Consider the following 20,319-nt stretch of genomic DNA (forward strand, 5'->3'; position numbering starts at 1 on the left):
CCGCGCACCCGGGTTCGGCCCCCCCCGCCCCCCCCGCCCCGCGCCCCCCCCGCCCCCCCCCCGCCCGGGGGGGGGGGGGGGCGGCCCCCCCCCCCCCCCCCCCCGGGCGGGGCGCCCTAAGCGGCCCAGCCGGAGGTGCGCCAGGCGTTGGCGCCGGGGCGCAGGACGGGGCGCATCCAGCGGGCGTGGTCGTTCCAGGGGGCTTCCGGGCCGACACCGGCGCGGCGGGCCGCCTCGGCGGCGGCCTGCGCGGCGGCGGCCCGGGCCTGGACCACCGCCAGGACGGTGGCGAGCTCCTCGGGGGTCGGCTGCCCGTGCAGCACGTGGATCGGGGCCATGGCTCAATCCTCTCGCGACTCGGGCTACAGCGGAATGTTTCCGTGCTTCTTGGGCGGCAGCACCTCGCGCTTGCCGCGCAGCGCCCGCAGGCCGCGCACGATGTGCCGACGGGTGTCGCTCGGCGCGATGACGGCGTCCACATAGCCGCGTTCGGCGGCCAGGTACGGGTTGAGCAGGGTGTCCTCGTACGAGGCGAGCAGCTCGGCCCGCCTGGTCTCGACGGTCCCGGCGGCCTCGGCCTCGGCGATCTCGCGCCGGTGCACGATGTTGACCGCGCCCTGCGCGCCCATGACGGCGATCTGCGCGGTCGGCCAGGCCAGGTTGAGGTCGGCGCCCAGGTGCTTGGACCCCATGACGTCGTACGCGCCGCCGAAGGCCTTCCGGGTGATCACGGTGATCAGCGGGACGGTGGCCTCGGCGTAGGCGTAGATCAGCTTGGCGCCGCGGCGGATGATGCCGTCCCACTCCTGGCCGGTGCCGGGCAGGAAGCCGGGCACGTCGACGAAGGTCAGCACCGGGATGTTGAAGCTGTCGCAGGTCCGCACGAAGCGGGCGGCCTTCTCGCTGGCGGCGATGTCCAGGCAGCCGGCCAGGTTCATCGGCTGGTTGCCGACGATGCCGACCGGGTGGCCCTCGACCCGGCCGAAGCCGGTGATGATGTTGCCCGCGTACAGCGGCTGGGTCTCCAGGAACTCGCCGTCGTCGAGGATGTGCTCGATCACCGTGTGCATGTCGTACGGCTGGTTCGCCGAGTCCGGCACCAGGGTGTCGAGTTCGAGGTCCTCGTCGGTGACGGTGAGGTCCGCCTCCTCGGGGAACGACGGCGGGTCGGAGAGGTTGTTGGAGGGCAGGTACGAGAGCAGGCTCTTGACGTACTCGACCGCCTCCTTCTCGTCCGAGGCGAGGTAGTGCGCGTTGCCGGACTTGGTGTTGTGGGTGCGCGCGCCGCCCAGCTCCTCCATGCCGACGTCCTCGCCGGTGACGGTCTTGATCACGTCGGGCCCGGTGATGAACATGTGCGAGGTCTGGTCGGCCATCACCACGAAGTCGGTGATCGCGGGGGAGTAGACCGCGCCGCCCGCGCAGGGGCCCATGATCAGCGAGATCTGCGGGATCACCCCGGAGGCGTGGACGTTGCGGCGGAAGATCTCGCCGTACAGGCCGAGCGAGACCACGCCCTCCTGGATCCGGGCGCCGCCGGAGTCGTTGATGCCGACGACCGGGCAGCCGGTCTTCAGCGCGAAGTCCATCACCTTGACGATCTTCTCGCCGAAGACCTCGCCGAGCGAGCCGCCGAAGACGGTGAAGTCCTGGGCGAAGACGGCGACCTGGCGGCCGTCCACGGTGCCGTAGCCGGTGACCACGCCGTCGCCGTACGGCCGGTTCTTCTCCTGGCCGAAGTTGACCGAGCGGTGCCGGGCGAACTCGTCGAACTCCACGAAGGAGCCCTCGTCCAGCAGCTCGGCGACCCGCTCACGGGCCGTCAGCTTGCCCTTGGCGTGCTGCTTCTCCACGGCCTTCGCGGAGCCGGAGTGCACCGCCTCGTCGATCCTGCGCCGCAGGTCGGCGAGTTTGCCGGCGGTGGAGTGGGGGTCGTACGGCGCCTCGGTCATCGGGTGGCTCTCCCTGATCCATGGGCCGCGTCCTGTTCAGTGGCGGGCAGGTCCGCACGGGACTCGCGCTTGAGGGCAGGGCGGCACAACGAACTACCGTTGGGTAGCGTAGCCAGCGCGTGGCGTTTCCCGTTATGGCCATCGACACAGTGTGTTAACGCGCGTTCTGCGGGACGATAAGGCGGCCTACGGCCTCCAGGGGACCTAGGGTTTCCCGCATGACCGACGCCAACGATGCACCGCGTGAGCCCGTCGTCCGCCGCCGCAGTGGTCTGCGCGGCCTCGGACACGGCGGTCCTTCGCCCTGGACCGATCTGGACCGGCCGCCGCTGGACGCCGGGGCGCTCCGCCGTGACCTGGTCAGGGAGGGCGGGTTCTGGACCTCGCTGGACGTCGTCGCCGAGACCGGCTCCACCAACAATGACCTGGCCGCCCTGGCCCGGGCGGGCGCGCCGCAGGGCGCGGTGCTGGTCGCCGAGGTACAGAACGCCGGGCGCGGGCGGCTGGAGCGGCAGTGGACGGCGCCGACCCGGTCGGGGCTGTTCCTCTCCGTCCTGCTTCGCCCGGACGGGGTACCGGTCGAACGGTACGGCTGGTTGCCGATCCTGGTCGGGGTGGCGGCGGCCAGCACGCTGAGCCGGGTCGCCGAGGTCGAGGTCGGCCTCAAGTGGCCCAACGACCTCCAGGTGGTCGTGGACGGCACGGAGCGCAAGCTCGGCGGCATCCTGACCGAGCTGAGCGGCGGCGCGGTGGTGGCCGGCCTGGGCCTGAACGTCTCGCTGCGCGAGGCCGAGCTGCCCGTCCCCACCGCCGCCTCGCTGGCGCTGGCCGGGGCCGCGGTGACCGACCGGGCCACGCTGCTGCGCGCGCTGCTGCGCGAGTTCGCCGACCTGTACGCGGAGTGGACGGCCGCCGCCGGGGACCCGCACGCCAGCGGCCTGCTGCCCGCGTACACGGACCGCTGCACCACGCTCGGCCGGCCGGTGAAGGTCCTGCTGCCGGGCGACCGGGAGCTGCTCGGCGAGGCGGTGGCGATCGACGGCGACGGCCGGCTGGTGGTCCGGACGCCCGACGGCGCGCGCCGCGCAGTGGGCGCGGGGGACGTCGTCCATGTGCGCCCCGAGCCGCGCTGAGCGGCAGTCTTCACCTCTCCTTGACCCGGGCTGATGCCCCGGATCGAGCGATTCCGTGCGAACATTCCACCTGGCAGCAGTGTGAGGCGCGCCACTGCCCGCCGGGTGGCGGGCGCGCCCCCGGACAGGCAGGACACGAGGCAAGTGCGGCAACCGCACGGGGACGGACCGGTGGCAGAGGACGGCGGCAACGGCGGTACGGCGGGCACCCACGACCAGACGGTCGCGCTCGACCTGGAACGCCTGATCCTGGACGCGCCACGCCGCTACACCCCGTACCAGGCCGCGCGGGCCGCCGACGTCCCGATGGAGCTGGCCACCCGGTTCTGGCGCGCGATGGGCTTCCCGGACATCGGGCAGTCCCGGGCGCTGACCGACGGTGATGTGATCGCGCTGCGCCGGCTCGCCGGTCTGGTGGAGTCGGGCCTGCTCAGCGAGACGATGGCGATCCAGGTGGCACGCTCCACCGGACAGACCACCGCCCGGCTGGCCGGCTGGCAGATGGACACCTTTCTGGACAACCTCACCCAGTCCGTCGAGCCCGGCCTGACCCGGGCCGAGGTGGCGTACCCGCTGGTCGAGCTGCTGCTGCCGGAGCTGGAGCAGTTCCTGGTGTACGTCTGGCGCCGGCAGCTGGCCGCCGTCACCGGCCGGGTGGTGCAGGCCGCCGAGGACACCGAGATCACCAGCGGCCGGCTGGCGGTGGGCTTCGCGGACCTGGTCGGCTTCACCCGGCTGTCGCGCCGGCTGGAGGAGGAGGAGCTCGGCGAGCTGGTCGAGACCTTCGAGAACACCTGCTCCGACCTGATCGCCGGCCAGGGCGGCCGGGTGATCAAGACGCTCGGCGACGAGATCCTCTACGTCTCCGAGGATCCGGTGACCGCCGCCGAGATCGCGCTCAGCCTGATCGAGGCGCTGGCGGAGAACGACACCATCCCCGCGCTGCGGGTCGGCATGGCCTTCGGCACCGTCACCTCGCGGATGGGCGACGTCTTCGGCACCACCGTCAACCTGGCCAGCCGGCTGACCTCGATCGCGCCCAAGGACGCGGTGCTGATCGACGGCGAGTTCGCCACCGCGCTGGAGCAGCACGGCAGCGTCGCCCCGGCCGACGCGGACGGGCCCGGGCTCGCCGAGGCCCTGTCGGCCGCCGCCGGGATGCCCGCCCCTGGTCTGCCGGTGCCCGGGCCGGACGCCGGGCACCGCTTCAACCTCCAGCCGATGTGGCGCCGGCCGGTGCGCGGGCTCGGGCTGGTCGAGCCCTGGCTGCTGTCGCGGCGCCCGCGCACCCAGCCGTAGCGGCCCGCCCCGGGGACGGCCGGTGGCCGACGGGTGACGGTTGCCGCGCGGACGCAGGTGGGCTCGCGGCCGGACCGGGGTAGGAAGGGGGCGGATGTTGCTCGGACGGCGCCCGGGTGACGGTCGGACGCCGGCCCGGTGATGGCCGGACGGCGGTCGGCCGGTGGGTATCCGTACGGCTGAAACCCGTACGGCCTGGCGGACCGATCCGGGCAAACGGGGCATAACCGAGCGAAACCGCCATAGTCTTGGTGCAAGCGGCCGGATGGGTGCGGGGCTCGGCAGGGGGCGCCCCGGGGGCCGAGCAGGACCGAGCACAGGGAGCGAGGCGAGCCGGTGAGCAGTGAGGCGATCGTGACGGACCGCGACGTCGACCGGGCGCCGCAGCCGCCCGTCGTTCCCGATCTGCGGCTGACGTCCGTGGTCGAACTCGCCCAGGACATGGCGGGGGCGCTCACCCCGCTGGAGGCCGTCAGAGCGGCGGCCGTCCGCGCCACCGAGGCCCTCGGCGCCACCATGGCGGCGGTCTCGGTCTGGGACCGCGAGTCCGGCCGGCTGCGGGTGCTGGTCAACCACGGCGAGCTGGCGCCGGGGGAGGAGGAGCTGCCGGAGGACGAGTCCTACCCGGTGGCCGACTTTCCCGAGATCGTCACCTATCTGGAGGAGCGCTGGACCACCGGCCGACTGCCCCGAGCCTGGGTGCAGACCGCCGAGAACTCGATCCCGCACCCCGGGCACTCGCACCCGACCGCGGGCGCGTACTGCCAGGAGCGCGCGGCCGCGCTGCGCCGGCGCGGGCGGGCCTGCTGCGTGGTCGCCCCGATCGTGCTGCACGGGCAGGCCTGGGGCGAGCTGTACCTGGCGCGGACGCTCGGGCAGCCGGAGTTCACCGAGGCGGACGCCGACTACGCCACCCTGCTGGCCGCCCAGGTCTCGGCCGGTCTCGCGCAGACCGAGCGCCTGGCCGACCTGCGCAAGCTGGCCTTCTCCGACCCGCTGACCGGCCTGGCCAACCGCCGGGCCGTGGACGCCCGGCTGGAGAGCGCGCTGGAGGCGCACAACCGGGACAACACGGTGGTCTCGCTGGTGGTCTGCGACGTCAACGGCCTGAAGCGGGTCAACGACCAGCTCGGCCACGAGATGGGCGACCGGCTGCTGGAACGGTTCGCCCACCAGCTGTCGCTGGCCGCCGCCAAGCTCCCCGGCAGCCTGGCCGCCCGGCTCGGCGGCGACGAGTTCTGCCTGCTCGTCGAGGGCCAGAAGGCCGACGAGGTGGTCGCCGTCGCCGAGGAGCTGTGCGCGCGGGCGCTGGCGCTGGCCGAGGGCGAGGGCGTCGCCTGCGGGGTCGCCTCCACCGGGGACTCGATCGGCCCGGTCACCACCCCCGACCGGCTGTTCCGGCTCGCCGACGCCGCCCAGTACCGCGCCAAGGCCGCCCGCGCCGCCCACCCGGTGGTGGCCGGGCGCAGCCACGGCCCCGGCTTCTCGCCCGACCCGACCGTGCTGCTCGCCGACGCCGCCGACCCGCACCACCGGGCCGACGGGCGGGGCCGGCACGCCGGCCGGGCGGGGGCGGGCGACCGGCGGCGGTTCCGGGGCGCCGCGCACAGTGCGGACCCGGGCCAGCTGCTCACCGCCGTGCTGTCCGCGCTGGACCAGCACGGCTCGGTCCGCGCGATCCACCCCGCGGACACCATCGGCAAGCTGGTCGTCGTCGCCGAGACCTCGGCCCGGCTGCTGGACACGGTCGGCTGGTGGGTCTCGTACGTGCCGCCGGGCTCGCAGCTGATGCGGACCGTGCAGCACGCCGTCTACCGGATGACCAGCGGGCCGAGCAGCAGCCGGGCGGAGACCCAGCGGGCCCAGATCGAGGCCCCGGACGCCGTCTTCGACCTGCGGCACTACCCGATGACCCGGCGGGCGGTGCGCGGTGGCGCGTTCGCGCTGCGCTCCGGGGCGGCGGGGAACGATCCGGCCGAGGAGGCCGTGCTGGTGGTCTCCGGCTACCGGGGGATGGTCGCGGCGGGCGGGCAGAACGCGGCCGGCGGCTGGCTGGTCGAGCTGTTCGCGGACGACGCCACGCTGCCGCTGGGGCAGGTCACCGCCGCGATGCGGGCGCTCGTCGCGGTGGCGCTCTCCGGCCCGGCCTCGCCGCCCCCGGGGTAGGGCGGCGCGGCCCGCGCGGCCGACCTGGTCGAGGCGCGGCTGCCGGGCGGCGGCGCGGGAGGGGTCAGCTGATCCGGTCGGGGCGGGTGTAGACGTTGGCGCCCTCGCCGCGCAGGAAGCCGACCAGGGTCAGACCCAGCTCCTCGGCCAGGTCCACCGCGAGGGAGGACGGCGCCGAGACGGCCGCCAGCAGCGGGACGCCCGCCAGCGCGGCCTTCTGGGTCAGCTCGAACGAGGCCCGGCCGCTGACCAGCAGGACGTGCCCGGTCAGCGGCAGCCGGCCCGCGCGCAGCGCCCAGCCGACGACCTTGTCCACCGCGTTGTGCCGGCCGACGTCCTCGCGCGCGCAGAGCAGCTCGCCGGTCGCCGGGTCGAACAGCCCGGCGGCGTGCAGGCCGCCGGTCGACTCGAAGGTCCGCTGCGCCTCCCGCAGCCGGTCCGGCAGCCCGTACAGCAGTGCCGGGGGGACGGTGAGCGGGTCGTCCGCGACCTTGTGGCGGACGTGGGTGCGGACGGCGTCCACGGTGTCGCGGCCGCAGAGGCCGCAGGCGCTGGTGGTGAGCAGGTTGCGGTGCGCGGAGAGCGGGAGCGCCCCGGGGGTGCGCAGGGTCGCGTCCACCACGTTGTAGGTGTTGGCGCCCGCCTCGTCCGTCCCGGCGCAGTAGCGCAGCGCCGCCAGCTCGTCGGCGGTGTGGACCAGGCCCTCGCCCACCAGGAACCCGGCCACCAGGTCGAAGTCCTGCCCCGGGGTCCGCATGGTCACCGTCAGCGGCTCGCCGCCGAGCCGGATCTCCAGCGGCTCCTCCGCCGCCAGGGCGTCCGGCCGCGTACTGCGCCCGTCCCCGCGCAGCCGCACCACCCGCCGCCGCGCCGTCGCTCGCGTCATGGCACCTCCACCTCCGTACGGTCCCGTGGCCACCAGCGTGCGTCAACGGCCCCGGTGTCCGAGAATCCTGCCTGGGGTTCCTGACCGGCCGCCGGCCGGGGGTTCCATGATGAGCCAGGACGGTTGTCATATCTTCATTCACCTGATGTGATGGTGTATATGGATATGCACAGTGCTGTGGCCCCCGACGCGCCGCTCGTCCAGGTCGGCAAGGCCGACGTCAGCGCCGAGGACGTGCTGGCGGTCGCCCGGGGGAACGCCCGGGTCGAGATCGGTCCCGACGCGATCGCCGAGATGGCGGCCGCCCGCGCCCGGATCGACGCCCTCGCGGCCGAGCCGCGCCCCGTCTACGGCGTCTCCACCGGGTTCGGTGCGCTCGCCGTGCGGCACATCAGCCCCGAGCTGCGGGCCCAGTTGCAGCGGTCGCTGGTGCGCTCGCACGCCGCCGGGATGGGGCCCGCGGTGGAGCGCGAGGTGGTCCGGGCACTGGTCTTCCTGCGGATGAAGACGCTGGCCTCGGGCCGGACCGGGGTCCGCCCGCTGGTCGCGCGGACCATGGCCGCGATCCTCAACGCCGGCATCACGCCGGTGGTCCGCGAGTTCGGCTCGCTCGGCTGCTCCGGCGACCTCGCGCCGCTGTCGCACTGCGCGCTCGTCCTGATGGGCGAGGGCGTGGCCACCGGCCCGGACGGCGTGGAGCGCCCCGCCGCCGAACTGCTCGCCGCGGCCGGCATCGAGCCGGTCGAGCTGCTGGAGAAGGAGGGCCTGGCCCTCATCAACGGCACCGACGGCATGCTCGGCATGCTGGTGATGGCCATCGCCGACCTGTCGCGCCTGTTCACCACCGCCGACATCACCGCCGCGATGACCCTGGAGGCGCTGCTCGGCACCGAGAAGGTGCTCGCCCCCGAGCTGCACGCCCCGATCCGCCCGCACCCCGGCCAGGCGCTGAGCGCCGCCAACATGCTGGCCGTCCTCAAGGACTCCGGCCTCACCGGCCACCACCAGGACGACGCGCCGCGCGTCCAGGACGCCTACTCGATCCGCTGCGCCCCGCAGGTGGCCGGCGCGGGCCGCGACACGCTCACCCACGCCCGGCTGGTCGCCTCCCGCGAGCTGGCCGCCTCGGTGGACAACCCGGTGGTGCTGCCGGACGGCCGGGTGGAGTCCAACGGCAACTTCCACGGCGCCCCGGTGGCGTACGTGCTGGACTTCCTCGCCATCGCCGCCGCCGACCTGGGCTCGATCTCCGAGCGCCGCACCGACCGGCTGCTGGACAAGGCCCGCTCGCACGGGCTGCCGGCCTTCCTGGCCGACGACCCGGGCGTGGACTCCGGCCTGATGATCGCCCAGTACACCCAGGCGGCGCTGGTCAGCGAGAACAAGCGGCTCGCGGTGCCGGCCTCGGTCGACTCGATCCCGTCCTCCGCGATGCAGGAGGACCACGTCTCGATGGGCTGGTCCGCCGCCCGCAAGCTGCGCCAGTCGGTGGAGAACCTCGGCCGGATCCTCGCCGTCGAACTCACCGCCGCCGCCCGCGCGCTGGAGATCCGTCAGCAGGCCGACGCCAGTGGCACGGTGGCCCCGGCCACCGCCGCCGCGCTGGCCGCCGCCCGGGCGGCCGGGGTCGGCGGCGCGGGCCGCGACCGCTTCCTCTCGCCGGACCTGGAGGCCGCCGCCGCGCTGGTCGCCTCCGGCGGGCTGGTGCGGGCGGTCGAGCAGGTCACCGGGCCGCTGGCCTGAGCCGTGGCGGTCGCGGGGCGGACGGGAGCGGAGGCGGGGCCGGTGGCCCCGCCTCAGTCCCAGTCGTCCCGCGACCGCTTGGCCCTGGCCTCCTCGCGGCGGTCGCCCATGGCGGCGGCCACGTTGACGCCGACGATGCCCGCCCAGCAGACGATCAGGCCCATGACGCCGTTCCCCGGGCCGCCGGTCGCGATGGCGGTGAGCGGGATGCCCAGCACCAGGGAGGCCAGCGGCAGCTTCGAGTTCGAGCGGCCGGACGGGCGGCGGCGCGGGCGCTCCGCGATCCCGGACCCGTCGAGCCGCTCGGCCAGCCGGCGCTCCAGCCGGGTGTCGAGGCGGGCGTCCAGCCGGGACTCCAGCCGGGACAGGAACGAGTCGACCAGCTCCGCCTCGTACTCCTTGCCGAGTTCCTTGCGCGCCTGCAGGGTGGCGTCGAGGTCGCGCCTCAGTTCGTCCTGGCGAGTGTCCATGGCCACCAGCGTGCGCCCGCGCGGCCGGGCCGGTCCACCGGTTCGCCAGGTAATCCGGGCGGGTTCAGGGAGAAATCAGGGTTACCCCGAGGGTTCGTCCGCCCTCCGGGGCGTCTCACCGGCCGTCCCGGCGTACGAGACGTCTTTGCCAGTGGCGGCGCACTGCTGCACAGTCGTCGTCCGAACAGCTCGCATCCGGAGGTACCGCTGATGACCGCCACCGACGACACCGGCACGGTCGGCCCCTCCGCGCGGCTGCTCCAGCTGTTCGAGGGTCACCGGCTGACCCCCACCCAGCGGCGGATCGCCCACTCGCTGGTCCGGCACGCCACCGAGGCGCCGTTCCTCTCCAGCGTCGAGGTCGCCGAACTGGCCGGCGTCAGCCAGCCGTCCGTCACCCGCTTCGCGGTGGCGCTCGGCTACGACGGCTACCCGGCGCTGCGCAAGCAGCTGCGCGAACTCGGCGTCGGCGAGCCGGCCGCGCCGGAGAGCCCGGACGACGCGGTGCGCAACGAGCACCAGCAGGCCGTCCTGGCCGAGATCGAGCACCTGCGCCACCTCGCCGAACTCCTCGCCGACCCCGAGCCGGTCACCCGGGCCGCCCGGCTGCTCGCCGCCTCCCGGCCGCTGCCGGTGCTCGGCCTGCGGGCCGCCTCCGCCCAGGCGCGCGGCTTCGCCTACTTCGCGGCCAAGGTGCACCCGGACGTCCGGCTGCTCGACGAGGGCGGCAGCATGCTCGCCGACCGCATCGAACAGGCCGCCGCCGGCGGGGCGAGCGCGCTGCTCTGCTTCGCCCTGCCGCGCTACCCGCGCGAGCTGATGGACGCTCTGGCGGTGGCCCGGGAGTGCGGGCTGACCGTCCTGACCGTCGCCGACAGCGCCTTCGCTCCGGTCGCCAAGCTCTCCGACCTGATGCTGCCGGCCGCCGTCGGCACCGGCCTGGTCTTCGACACCGCCTGCGCGCCGATGATGCTCGGCCGGGTGCTGCTCCAGCGCATGTGCGACGAACTCCCCGGCGCCGAGGCCCGGTTGGAGGCCATCGAGCAGTCGGCGACGGCTCGTGGGCTCTTTCTGGAGTAGCCCCCGGGGCGCGGCGGGAATCCTGTCAACAGGCCCGTACCCAGGGCCGATCGGCAGGGGGAACCTGTGATGCGCGTGATCCACGAGATGAAGTTCGTCGGCCGGCTCGCCTCGGGCGCCGACGAGTGGTCCTGCCCGACCTGCGGACGGCGCGTCACCCTGCGCCGGCTGCCCGACCCCGAACTGACCGTCCTCGACCCGGGGGACGAGAGCGCCGTCCACGTCGGCGTCATCGAACCCGACGCCCGCGCCGCCGAGGCCGCCGAGAGGTACGGCCTCGGTCCCGTCCAGGAGATCCCCCGGCCGCCCCGCCCGCCGGCCACCGCCACCACCCCCGACGCCGCCGACCGCCGCTGGCTCGCCGAGATCGGCATCGACTGGGACGGCGACGAGGCGGCCTGAGACCTGCCCGGAGGCGGGCGTGCGGGCGATCGCGTTTCGGTCAGAACCGCGGTGGACGCAGGCCCGGGCACGTGTCCTGGCGCTGCTTCAAGACGGCCGGGACCCTGTCCAGCCGCAAGGCCTGGGCAGCCGGCTCGGCATCGAGGCACGCGAGCGGATGGTGGAGCGTCGCGTGGCCGGCTTCGAGGTGGCGGTGGTGGATCGGTTCGTGGTGGCTGATCCGGTTGCGCAACCGCATCATGGTGACGAACCTCCGGTGCAGGTCGTCACGGCGCCCGATGTCGCTCGGGAAGGCCCGGTGGAGCGCGGGAACCCAGAACGTCCGGGCATGCCGTCCGGAGAGCAGCTTCACCCAGAACCCGAACGAGAGCTCCGCGACAACGTCGTCGGCCGTCACCTGCCTGTGGCGGATCCGGCGCTCGCACTTGCGCCGTGCAGGGCGTTGCGGAGCGTGACCTCCAGGCAGTGCAGCGCCGTAGAAGGCTGCGGAGACCTCGATGTTCCACCGGTGCAGCCGGGCGGCGTCCTCCCCTGCACCGGTGGCCGGCGCATGGGGCTCCAGCCGTGGCTCCGAAAGGCTTCGAAGCATCCAGGTCGGCCGTTCGCCGGTGTTCACAAGGCCCCCCGATGGACGGCGGGACCCTTCAGGTCCCGGAGGACGGTGCTGCCGTCGAGCGGGTAAGCCCCGGGTCGCCTCTGCGCGCATGCCGCCCGGGGCACTGCTGTTTTCCGCCCCGGGCCGCGCCGGGCGATCCTGCGGATCAAGCACCATCGCGACGGGTGCTCGTGCGGGACACCTCCGGCGCGTGGCCTGCGGTTGTGCTGCGTCAGCGCCGGATGCTCTGCAGTGGACGCTTGCTGCCGTCGCTGAGGGTGAAGAAGGACCAGCCGTTCCTCGAACCCGAGACGTCCGGGTTGTAGTGCTGGACGATTGCCCGGGCGGCCGAGCTGGGCGTCTTGTGCGAGGTGCCGTCCAGTGGGCCTGAAGTGATGTCCACGCGGCTGGTTTCGGGGTCGAACAGGGCCTTGGTGAGGAATCCCTCGTACGTCGCGTGGACGGCCACGCGCTTGTCGCCGGGCGGTACCGGCGCGTTCTGCCGCGCCGCCGGGGCGGCCAGGCTGGCGTCGGCCACCAGTCGGGCGACCACCTGGCCGGGCGTGACGCCGGCCATCCGGGCGGCGAACTCCAGGGCTCGGGCGGTCTGGATGTCGATCTCGACCTGCGGCATGGCGTGTCTCCCCTCTCTGTGCGGCGATGCTGCGTACCCTATCACGGTGGTGCGCGGAGTGATCTGGAGTGCTCTGAATTCTCCCGATGCCCTCGGTCTCAACCCTGGCCAGAGGCTGAGTGATTGGATATATTCAGCCAGGTAGAAACTGAATGAATTCATCCGCAGGGAGGCCGGGAGCATGGTGCAGCAGCAGACGGGCGGGCCGCGTGAGGTGCGCGCGGCGCGGGGTACGACGCTGACGGCGCAGGGGTGGCAGCAGGAGGCCGCCCTGCGGATGCTGATGAACAACCTCGACCCGGAGGTGGCCGAGCACCCGTCGAAGCTGGTGGTGTACGGCGGCACCGGCAAGGCGGCGCGGGACTGGCGGTCGTTCGACGCCATGGTGCGCACGCTGGAGGGGCTGAAGCGGGACGAGACCATGCTGGTCCAGTCCGGCCGCCCGGTCGGTGTGATGCAGACCCACGAGTGGGCGCCCCGGGTGCTGATCGCCAACTCCAACCTGGTCGGGGACTGGGCGAACTGGGAGGAGTTCCGGCGGCTGGAGTCCCTCGGGCTCACCATGTACGGGCAGATGACCGCCGGGTCGTGGATCTACATCGGCACCCAGGGCATCCTCCAGGGCACCTACGAGACCTTCGCCGCCGTCGCCAACAAGCGCTACGGGGGCACCCTGGCGGGCACCATCACCCTCACCGCCGGGCTCGGCGGCATGGGCGGCGCCCAGCCGCTGGCCGTCACCATGAACGGCGGCGTGGCGATCTGCGTCGACTGCGACCCGTCCCGGATCGCCCGCCGGATCGAGCACCGCTACCTGGACGTCGAGGCCAAGGACCTCTCGCACGCGCTGGAACTGGCCACCGCCGCCCGCGACAAGCGGCAGCCGCTCTCCATCGGCGTGCTGGGCAACGCCGCCGAGCTGTTCCCGCAGCTGCTCGCGATGGACGCGCCGATCGACATCGTCACCGACCAGACCAGCGCCCACGACCCGCTGAGCTACCTGCCGCTGGGCGTGGCCTTCGACGACATGGCGACCTACGCGGCCGAGAAGCCCGCCGAGTTCATCCAGCGCTCGCGCGAGTCGATGGCCCGGCACGTGGAGGCGATGGTCGGCTTCCTGGACCGCGGCGCCGAGGTGTTCGACTACGGCAACTCGATCCGCGGCGAGGCCCGGCTGGCCGGCTACGACCGGGCGTTCGCCTTCCCCGGCTTCGTCCCGGCGTACATCCGGCCGCTGTTCTGCGAGGGCAGGGGCCCGTTCCGCTGGGCGGCGCTCTCCGGCGACCCGCAGGACATCCACAAGACCGACAAGGCCGTCCTCGACCTCTTCCCGGAGAACGAGTCGCTGCACCGCTGGATCAGGATGGCCCAGGAGAAGGTGCACTTCCAGGGCCTGCCCGCGCGGATCTGCTGGCTCGGCTACGGCGAGCGCGACAAGGCCGGCGAGCGGTTCAACGACATGGTGGCGTCCGGCGAACTGTCCGCGCCGATCGTGATCGGCCGCGACCACCTGGACTGCGGCTCGGTCGCCTCCCCGTACCGGGAGACCGAGGCGATGCTGGACGGCTCCGACGCGATCGCCGACTGGCCGCTGCTCAACGCCATGGTCAACGTCGCCTCCGGCGCGTCCTGGGTCTCCATCCACCACGGCGGTGGCGTCGGCATCGGCCGCTCGATCCACGCCGGCCAGGTCACCGTCGCCGACGGCACGCCGCTGGCCGGCGAGAAGATCCGCCGGGTGCTCACCAACGACCCGGGCATGGGCGTGATCCGGCACGTGGACGCCGGGTACGACCGGGCCGCCGAGGTCGCCGACGAGCGCGGGGTGCGCGTCCCCATGCGCGAGCACGGCCCGACGGGTGCGCTGTGACCGTCAAGCCCCCGAGCTTCGAGGAGATGTGGGCGGAGCTGCTCCCGGTGGGCCGCTCCGCCGTCTCCGGCGGCTACCGCCGTTTCGCCTGGAGCTCCGCCGACGCCGAGTGCCGGGACTGGTTCGAGGGGCAGGCCCGCGCCCGCGGCCTCACCTACGAGCTGGACCGCAACGGCAACCAGTGGGCCTGGCTGGGTGATCCGCAGGGCCCGGGCGCGGTCGTCACCGGCTCGCACCTGGACTCCGTCCCCGACGGCGGCGCCTACGACGGCCCGCTCGGGGTGGTCTCCTCCTTCGCCGCACTCGACGAACTCCGCGCCCGGGGCACCGAGTTGGCCCGGCCGCTGGCGATCGTCAACTTCGGCGACGAGGAGGGCGCCCGGTTCGGCGTGGCCTGCATCGGCTCCCGGCTCACCGCCGGTGTGCTGTCGCCCGGGGCCGCGTTCGAGCTGCGCGACGCCGACGGCGTCCGGCTGCCCGACGCGATGGAACGGGCCGGCCACGACCCGGCGGCGATCGGCGCGGACGGCGACCGGCTGGCCAGGATCGGCGCCTTCGTCGAGCTGCACGTCGAGCAGGGCCGCCACCTCGCCGAGGACCGGCCGGTCGGGGTGGCCAGCGCGATCTGGCCGCACGGCCGCTGGCGCTTCGACTTCCACGGCGAGGCCAACCACGCCGGCACCACCCGGATCGAGGACCGCCGCGACCCGATGCTGACCTACGCCAACACCGTGCTCACCGCCCGGAAGAAGGCCCGGCTGGCGGGCGCGCTGGCCACCTTCGGCAAGGTCGCCGTCGAGCCCAACGGCACCAACGCGATCGCCTCGCTGGTGCGCGGCTGGCTGGACTCCCGCGCCGCCGACGAGCCGACCCTCACCGCGCTGGTGGCGGAGATCGAGCGGGCCGCCGCCGAGCGGGGCGACCGCGACGGCGTCCGGGTCGAGCTGACCCGCGAGTCGTACACGCCGGTGGTGGACTTCGACGGGCCGCTGCGCGACCGGCTCGCGCGGGTCATCGGCGGGGACGGCGCCGCCGCCCCCGTCCTGCCGACCGGCGCGGGACACGACGCCGGAATCCTGGCATCGGCCGTTCCGACCGCCATGCTGTTCGTACGAAACCCGAGCGGTGTCTCGCACTCCCCGGCCGAACACGCCGAGGAGGCGGACTGCCTGGCCGGGGTCGCCGCCCTGGCCGACGTCCTGGAGGACCTGGCGTGTCAGTAACCTACTGGGCCCCGTACGCCTGGCTGCCGCACGTCAACGGGCCGGTGGTCGAACCCGACGTGCTGATCGCCACCGGGCCCGGCGGCCGGATCACCGGGGTGACGCCGGAGAGCGGGCCCTGCCCGCCCGGCGCCGTCCGGCTCGACGGGCTGCTGCTGCCCGGCCAGGCCAACGCCCACTCGCACGCCTTCCACCGGGCGCTGCGCGGCAACGTCCAGGTCGGCTCCGGCACCTTCTGGACGTGGCGGGACACCATGTACCGGTTCGCCGGGGCGCTCGACCCGGACCGCTACCTGGCGCTCGCCACGGCCGCCTACGCGGAGATGGCGCTGGCCGGGATCACCGCGGTGGGGGAGTTCCACTACCTGCACCACGCGCCCGGCGGCGCCCGCTACGACGATCCCAACGCGATGGGCGAGGCACTGATCGAGGCCGCCGCCCGGGCCGGCATCCGGATCACCCTGCTGGACACCTGCTACCTGTCGTCGGGCTTCGGCGCCGAACCGACCAAGCCCCAGCGCCGGTTCAGCGACGGTGACGCCGACGCCTGGGCCGAGCGGGCGGACGCCCTCAAGCCGCGCGAGCACGCCCGGATCGGCGCCGCCATCCACTCCGTCCGGGCGGTGCCCGCCGAGCAGTTGGGCACGGTCGCGCGCTGGGCGTCGATGCGGCGGGCCCCGCTGCACGTCCACCTCTCCGAGCAGACCGCGGAGAACGACGCCTGTCTCACCGCGCACGGCGTCACCCCGACCCGGCTGCTCGCGGACCACGGGGTGCTCGGCCCGCGCACCTCGGCCGTGCACGCCACCCATCTGACCGACGAGGACATCAAGCTCCTCACCGACTCCTCCACCACCATCTGCATGTGCCCCACCACCGAGCGGGACCTCGCGGACGGTGTCGGGCCGGCCCGCCAACTGGCCGCGGCCGGCTGCCCGGTCACCCTCGGCAGCGACAGCCACGCGGTGGTCGACCCGTTCGAGGAGGCCCGCGCGCTGGAGCTGAACGAGCGGCTGCGCACCCGCACCCGGGGCCACTGGACGGCCAACGCGCTGCTGCGGGCCGGTACCGAGGACGGGCACGCCTCGCTCGGCTGGCCGGAGGCCGGGCGGATCGAGGCCGGCGCGCTCGCCGACTTCACCGTGATCGGGCTGGACTCGGTGCGCACCGCAGGGCCGCCGCCCCGGCTCGGCGCCGAGATCGCGGTCTTCGCCGCCTCGGCCGCCGATGTGCGGCACCTGGTGGTCGGCGGCCGACACGTGGTCAGGGACGGTGTGCACCAGCTGGTGCCGGACGTCCCGGGTGCTCTGCGCACCTCGATCGCCGCGCTGAGCTGCTGACCCCCTGAACCTCCCGGGGGCGGGCGGGGGCCCGCCCCCGGGACCGTGACCCCCTCCGAGAGGTTCCGCCTTGAGCACCCCGAGCACCCCTCCCGCTTCGAGCACCCCGGCCGCTTCGATCACCCCGGGCACCCCGGGCACCCCGGGCATCCCGAGCACCCTGATCACCGGCATCGGCAGCCTGGTCACCAACGATCCCGGCTACGGGACCGGGCCGCTCGGCCTGCTCACCGACGCGGCCGTGGTGGTGGACGGCGGGACGATCGCCTGGGTCGGGCCCGCCGCCGGGGCGCCCGCCGCCGACGAGCGGTACGACGCGGCCGGGCGGGCCCTGCTGCCCGGCTTCGTCGACTCGCACGCCCACCTGGTGTTCGCGGGCGACCGCACCGCCGAGTTCAACGCCCGGATGTCCGGCCAGGCCTACAGCGCGGGCGGCATCCGCACCACGGTGGCCGCCACCCGCGCCGCGACCGACGCCGAACTGGACGCCAACCTGGCCCGGTTCGTCCGCGAGGCGCTGCGCCAGGGCACCACCACCATCGAGTGCAAGTCCGGCTACGGCCTGACCGTCGTGGACGAGGCCAGGGCACTGCGGATCGCCGCCTCCTACACCGCCGAGACCACCTACCTCGGCGCCCATGTGGTGGCCCCCGAGTACGCCGACGACCCGGCCGGGTACGTCGACCTGGTCACCGGCGACATGCTGGACGCCTGCGCGCCGTACGCCCGCTGGGTGGACGTGTTCTGCGAGAACGGCGCCTTCGACGGCGACCAGGCCAGGGCGGTCCTGACCGCCGGCATCCAGCGCGGCCTCACCCCCCGGGTGCACGCCAACCAGCTCTCCTACGGCCCTGGCGTGCGGCTCGCCGTGGAGCTGGGCGCGGCCTCCGCCGACCACTGCACCCACCTCACCGACGAGGACGTGGCCGCGCTGGCCGGCTCGGCGACGGTGGCCACCCTGCTGCCCGGCGCGGAGTTCTCCACCCGCGCCGCCTACCCGGACGCGCGCCGTCTGCTCGACGCGGGCGCCGTCGTCGCGCTCTCCACCGACTGCAACCCGGGCTCCAGCTTCACCAGCTCGATGGCGTTCTGCGTCGCGGTCGCCGTCCGCGAGATGGGCATGACCCCCGACGAGGCCGTGTACGCGGCCACCGCCGGGGGCGCCCACGCGCTGCGCCGCACCGATGTCGGCACGGTCACCGTGGGCGCGCGGGCGGACCTCCAGCTGCTGGACGCGCCCTCGCACGTCCACCTCGCCTACCGCCCGGGTGTCCCGCTGACCGCCGCCGTCTGGCGCGCCGGGGTCCGGGAGGTCTGAGCCGGGGGAGGTCCGGGCCGGGCGGACCGGGCTCAGCGCCGGAGGCTGCGCCGGAGGAAGTCCAGCTGGTGCAGCAGCAGGTTCTCCGCCACCGTCTCGTCGGTCGGCAGATGGGTCGTCCCGCTCAGCGGGAGCAGCTCGTGCGGGCGGCCGGCCGCGAGCAGGGCGGAGGAGAGCCGCAGCGTGTGGACGGGCAGCACGTTGTCGTCGGCGAGGCCGTGCACCAGCAGCAGCGGGCGCTCCAGGCGCGGCGCGTCGCCGATCAGCGAGGAGGCTTCGTAGCGCTCGGGGTGCTCGTCGGGGCGGCCGAGGAAGCGCTCCTTCCAGTGGGTGTCGTACAGCCGCTGGTCGGTGGGGGCGGCGCCGGCGACGGCGGCGTGGAAGACGTCCGGGCGGCGCAGCACGGCGAGCGCGGCCAGGAAGCCGCCGAAGGACCAGCCCCGGATCGCGACCCGGTCCAGGTCGAGCAGGCCGGGGCGGCTGCGGGCGGCCTCGTGCACCGCCTCCACCTGGTCGTCCAGGGCGGGTCCTGCGATGTCGGCGAAGACGGTCTTGTCCCAGCGCGGGCCCCGGCCCGGGGTGCCGCGCCCGTCCGCGACCAGCACCGCGAAGCCCTGCTCGGCGAACCACTGGGAGATCAGGTCGGACCAGCCGCCGGCCCGGACGGCCTTCTGCCCGGCGGGCCCGCCGTACGGGTCGAGCAGGACCGGCAGCGGGCCGTCCTGCGGCCGGTGGCCGGTCGGCAGGAAGAGCGTGGCGCGCAGCTCGCGGGGGCCGAGGCGGAGCAGCTCGGGCCGGGGGGTGAGGACGGGCGGCTGGGCGTGCGAGCGCAGCTCGGCGGTGGGGCGCCCGGCGCGGTGGACGGTGCTGCGAGGGCCCGGGGTGTCGGGCGTGCGGGCGGTGTGTACGAGCGTGCCGGCCCGCCGGGTGCCGGTGTGTGCGCCGGGCGCGCTGCTCAGCTGCCGGGCGCCCGTGGCGGGGTCGTACGTCCAGAGGTGGGTTTCGGTGGGTTCGGCGGAGGCGGTGAAGAGCACCTGCTCGCCCTCGGTGCCGAGCACCGTGCGCAGCTGGAGGCCGGGCGGGGTGACGGGCTCGCCGTCGAGGGTCAGATGACGGGTGTCGCCGAGGTCGGCGGAGTCGACCAGGGCACCGGAGCCGGTCCGGACCGGCAGCCCGGGGACGAGCTCGACCCAGTGCTCGTCGTGGCGCTCGGCGAGCGTCCGGGTGGCGCCGTCGGCCGGGTCGACGGCCAGGGTGCGGACGGTGCGCTGGTCGCGGCTCTGCACGGCGGCGTACGGGCCGTGGCCGTCCCAGCCCGCGGCGGTCAGGTACTCGAAGGCCGTCCGGTCCCAGCGGACCTCGGTGCGGGTGCCGTCCAGGCCGAGCAGCCAGAGGCCGACATCGGCGTTGGCGGTGCCGGCCAGCGGGTAGCGCAGGACGCGCGGCGGGCGCGCCGGGTGGGCGGGGTCGGCCAGGTGGAGGCGGCACACCGGGCTGTTGTCGACCCGGGCGACCAGCAGCCGGGTGCCGTCCGGCGACCACCAGTGTGCCCGGGTGCGGTACATCGACTCGGCGGCGACATGGTCGGCGACGCCGTAGGTGACCTCGGGGCCCTCCGGTTCGGCGAGCGCGCGGTCGCCGGTGCCGTCGGCGCCGACCACCCGCAGGGCGCCGCCACCGACGTAGGCGACCAGCCGCCCGGCCGGGTCGGGGCGCGGGTCGTACACCTCGGTGGCGGTGGGTATCCGCCGCACCGTGCCGTCGGCGGTGTCGGCGAGCCAGAGCGCGCCGCCGAGGGCGAAGGCGGCGAGCCGGGCGGTGGCGTCGGTGGCGTAGTCGGTGATGCCGCTCGACGAGACCCGGGCCCGTTCGCGGCGGATCAGCTCGGCCTCCGGCACGTCCTGCCCGGCGTCGCCGAGTGCGGCCGGGTCGGCGATCAGCCGCTCCCCGCCGCTGTCGGTGTCCAGCGCCCAGAGCCGGGTGAGCGGGTCGTCGCCGGCCCGGCTGCGCAGGAAGAGGACCGTCCGGCCGTCGGCGGAGACCGTGGGGTGGGTGGGTGCGCCGAGGGAGAAGCGCCTGGTGCGGGCGAGTTGGCGGGGGAGGGTGTCGGTCGGCATGCCTGACACCATGGCACGCCCGGGCGCGGCCTGTCCCCGGTATTCGGACGGAGCCGGTGCGCGGGTCCGGGGACCGCGCACCGGCCCCGGG

The 20,319-nt window shown here is 74.6% G+C and carries 16 protein-coding genes and 1 pseudogene; 10 read left to right on the top strand and 7 right to left on the bottom strand.

What is annotated here, in order from left to right; translation table 11 throughout:
• Positions 1-116: 116 nt before the first annotated feature.
• Positions 117-338 carry an acyl-CoA carboxylase epsilon subunit gene (locus ACIO5D_RS06480; protein ID WP_363605682.1) on the bottom strand — a complete coding sequence of 74 codons (222 nt, stop codon included), beginning with the start codon at positions 336-338 and terminating at the stop codon, positions 117-119.
• Between the two features lie 24 nt (positions 339-362).
• Complete coding sequence (locus ACIO5D_RS06485) at positions 363-1,952, bottom strand: acyl-CoA carboxylase subunit beta (protein WP_400794053.1); 1,590 nt, start codon at positions 1,950-1,952, stop codon at positions 363-365.
• A gap of 218 nt (positions 1,953-2,170) precedes the next feature.
• Here ACIO5D_RS06485 and ACIO5D_RS06490 point away from each other — a divergent pair, with 218 nt between their 5' ends.
• The 3 genes and pseudogenes from ACIO5D_RS06490 to ACIO5D_RS06500 all read left to right on the top strand — a co-directional run.
• The gene (locus ACIO5D_RS06490; protein ID WP_363605686.1) at positions 2,171-3,085 is read left to right on the top strand and encodes a biotin--[acetyl-CoA-carboxylase] ligase; all 915 of its coding nucleotides are present in this window, start codon (positions 2,171-2,173) and stop codon (positions 3,083-3,085) included.
• Between the two features lie 33 nt (positions 3,086-3,118).
• Complete coding sequence (locus tag ACIO5D_RS06495) at positions 3,119-4,384, top strand: adenylate/guanylate cyclase domain-containing protein (RefSeq protein WP_400756097.1); 1,266 nt, start codon at positions 3,119-3,121, stop codon at positions 4,382-4,384.
• A 441-nt stretch (positions 4,385-4,825) separates the two neighbouring features.
• A pseudogene (locus ACIO5D_RS06500) lies at positions 4,826-5,962 on the top strand (diguanylate cyclase domain-containing protein); the annotation flags it as partial.
• Between the two features lie 652 nt (positions 5,963-6,614).
• Here ACIO5D_RS06500 and fdhD read toward each other — a convergent pair.
• Entirely contained in the window at positions 6,615-7,436 is an 822-nt protein-coding gene (gene fdhD, locus ACIO5D_RS06505; RefSeq protein WP_400794055.1) for a formate dehydrogenase accessory sulfurtransferase FdhD, read from the bottom strand.
• Positions 7,437-7,595: 159 nt separating this feature from the next.
• On the opposite strand from fdhD, the gene hutH reads away from it, so the two are divergent.
• Positions 7,596-9,179 (top strand): histidine ammonia-lyase, encoded by a 1,584-nt coding sequence (hutH, locus tag ACIO5D_RS06510; protein WP_363605802.1) that lies wholly within the window; start codon positions 7,596-7,598, stop codon positions 9,177-9,179.
• A 53-nt stretch (positions 9,180-9,232) separates the two neighbouring features.
• Here the strand turns inward: hutH and ACIO5D_RS06515 are convergent, their stop codons facing one another.
• Positions 9,233-9,649, bottom strand: coding sequence for a hypothetical protein (locus ACIO5D_RS06515; protein WP_400794057.1), 417 nt, complete (start codon positions 9,647-9,649; stop codon positions 9,233-9,235).
• 210 nt (positions 9,650-9,859) lie between these two features.
• Between ACIO5D_RS06515 and ACIO5D_RS06520 the strand changes: the two genes are divergently transcribed.
• Together ACIO5D_RS06520 and ACIO5D_RS06525 are read left to right on the top strand one after the other, a co-directional pair.
• A complete protein-coding gene (locus ACIO5D_RS06520; RefSeq protein ID WP_400794059.1) occupies positions 9,860-10,729 on the top strand; it encodes a MurR/RpiR family transcriptional regulator in 870 nt (289 codons plus the stop codon).
• Between the two features lie 69 nt (positions 10,730-10,798).
• Positions 10,799-11,131, top strand: coding sequence for a hypothetical protein (locus tag ACIO5D_RS06525; RefSeq protein ID WP_400653202.1), 333 nt, complete (start codon positions 10,799-10,801; stop codon positions 11,129-11,131).
• A gap of 40 nt (positions 11,132-11,171) precedes the next feature.
• Here the strand turns inward: ACIO5D_RS06525 and ACIO5D_RS06530 are convergent, their stop codons facing one another.
• Complete coding sequence (locus tag ACIO5D_RS06530) at positions 11,172-11,747, bottom strand: hypothetical protein (RefSeq protein ID WP_400794061.1); 576 nt, start codon at positions 11,745-11,747, stop codon at positions 11,172-11,174.
• 211 nt (positions 11,748-11,958) lie between these two features.
• The gene (locus ACIO5D_RS06535) at positions 11,959-12,360 is read right to left on the bottom strand and encodes a hypothetical protein (RefSeq protein WP_400653206.1); all 402 of its coding nucleotides are present in this window, start codon (positions 12,358-12,360) and stop codon (positions 11,959-11,961) included.
• A 181-nt stretch (positions 12,361-12,541) separates the two neighbouring features.
• Between ACIO5D_RS06535 and hutU the strand changes: the two genes are divergently transcribed.
• The 4 genes from hutU (at position 12,542) to hutI (ending at position 18,111) form a co-directional block, all read left to right on the top strand.
• A complete protein-coding gene (gene hutU, locus ACIO5D_RS06540; RefSeq protein ID WP_400794063.1) occupies positions 12,542-14,230 on the top strand; it encodes a urocanate hydratase in 1,689 nt (562 codons plus the stop codon).
• Positions 14,231-14,256: 26 nt separating this feature from the next.
• Complete coding sequence (locus tag ACIO5D_RS06545) at positions 14,257-15,453, top strand: allantoate amidohydrolase (protein ID WP_400794161.1); 1,197 nt, start codon at positions 14,257-14,259, stop codon at positions 15,451-15,453.
• Positions 15,444-16,793 carry a formimidoylglutamate deiminase gene (locus ACIO5D_RS06550; protein WP_400653208.1) on the top strand — a complete coding sequence of 450 codons (1,350 nt, stop codon included), beginning with the start codon at positions 15,444-15,446 and terminating at the stop codon, positions 16,791-16,793. The genes ACIO5D_RS06545 and ACIO5D_RS06550 overlap by 10 nt, the downstream gene beginning before the upstream one ends.
• Positions 16,794-16,941: 148 nt before the next feature.
• Positions 16,942-18,111, top strand: coding sequence for an imidazolonepropionase (hutI, locus tag ACIO5D_RS06555; protein WP_363605804.1), 1,170 nt, complete (start codon positions 16,942-16,944; stop codon positions 18,109-18,111).
• Positions 18,112-18,143: 32 nt separating this feature from the next.
• Here the strand turns inward: hutI and ACIO5D_RS06560 are convergent, their stop codons facing one another.
• Positions 18,144-20,228, bottom strand: coding sequence for a prolyl oligopeptidase family serine peptidase (locus ACIO5D_RS06560; protein WP_400794065.1), 2,085 nt, complete (start codon positions 20,226-20,228; stop codon positions 18,144-18,146).
• Positions 20,229-20,319: the final 91 nt, after the last annotated feature.

The sequence above is a fragment of the Kitasatospora sp. NPDC087315 genome (assembly GCF_044744345.1).
Classification (GTDB): domain Bacteria; phylum Actinomycetota; class Actinomycetes; order Streptomycetales; family Streptomycetaceae; genus Kitasatospora.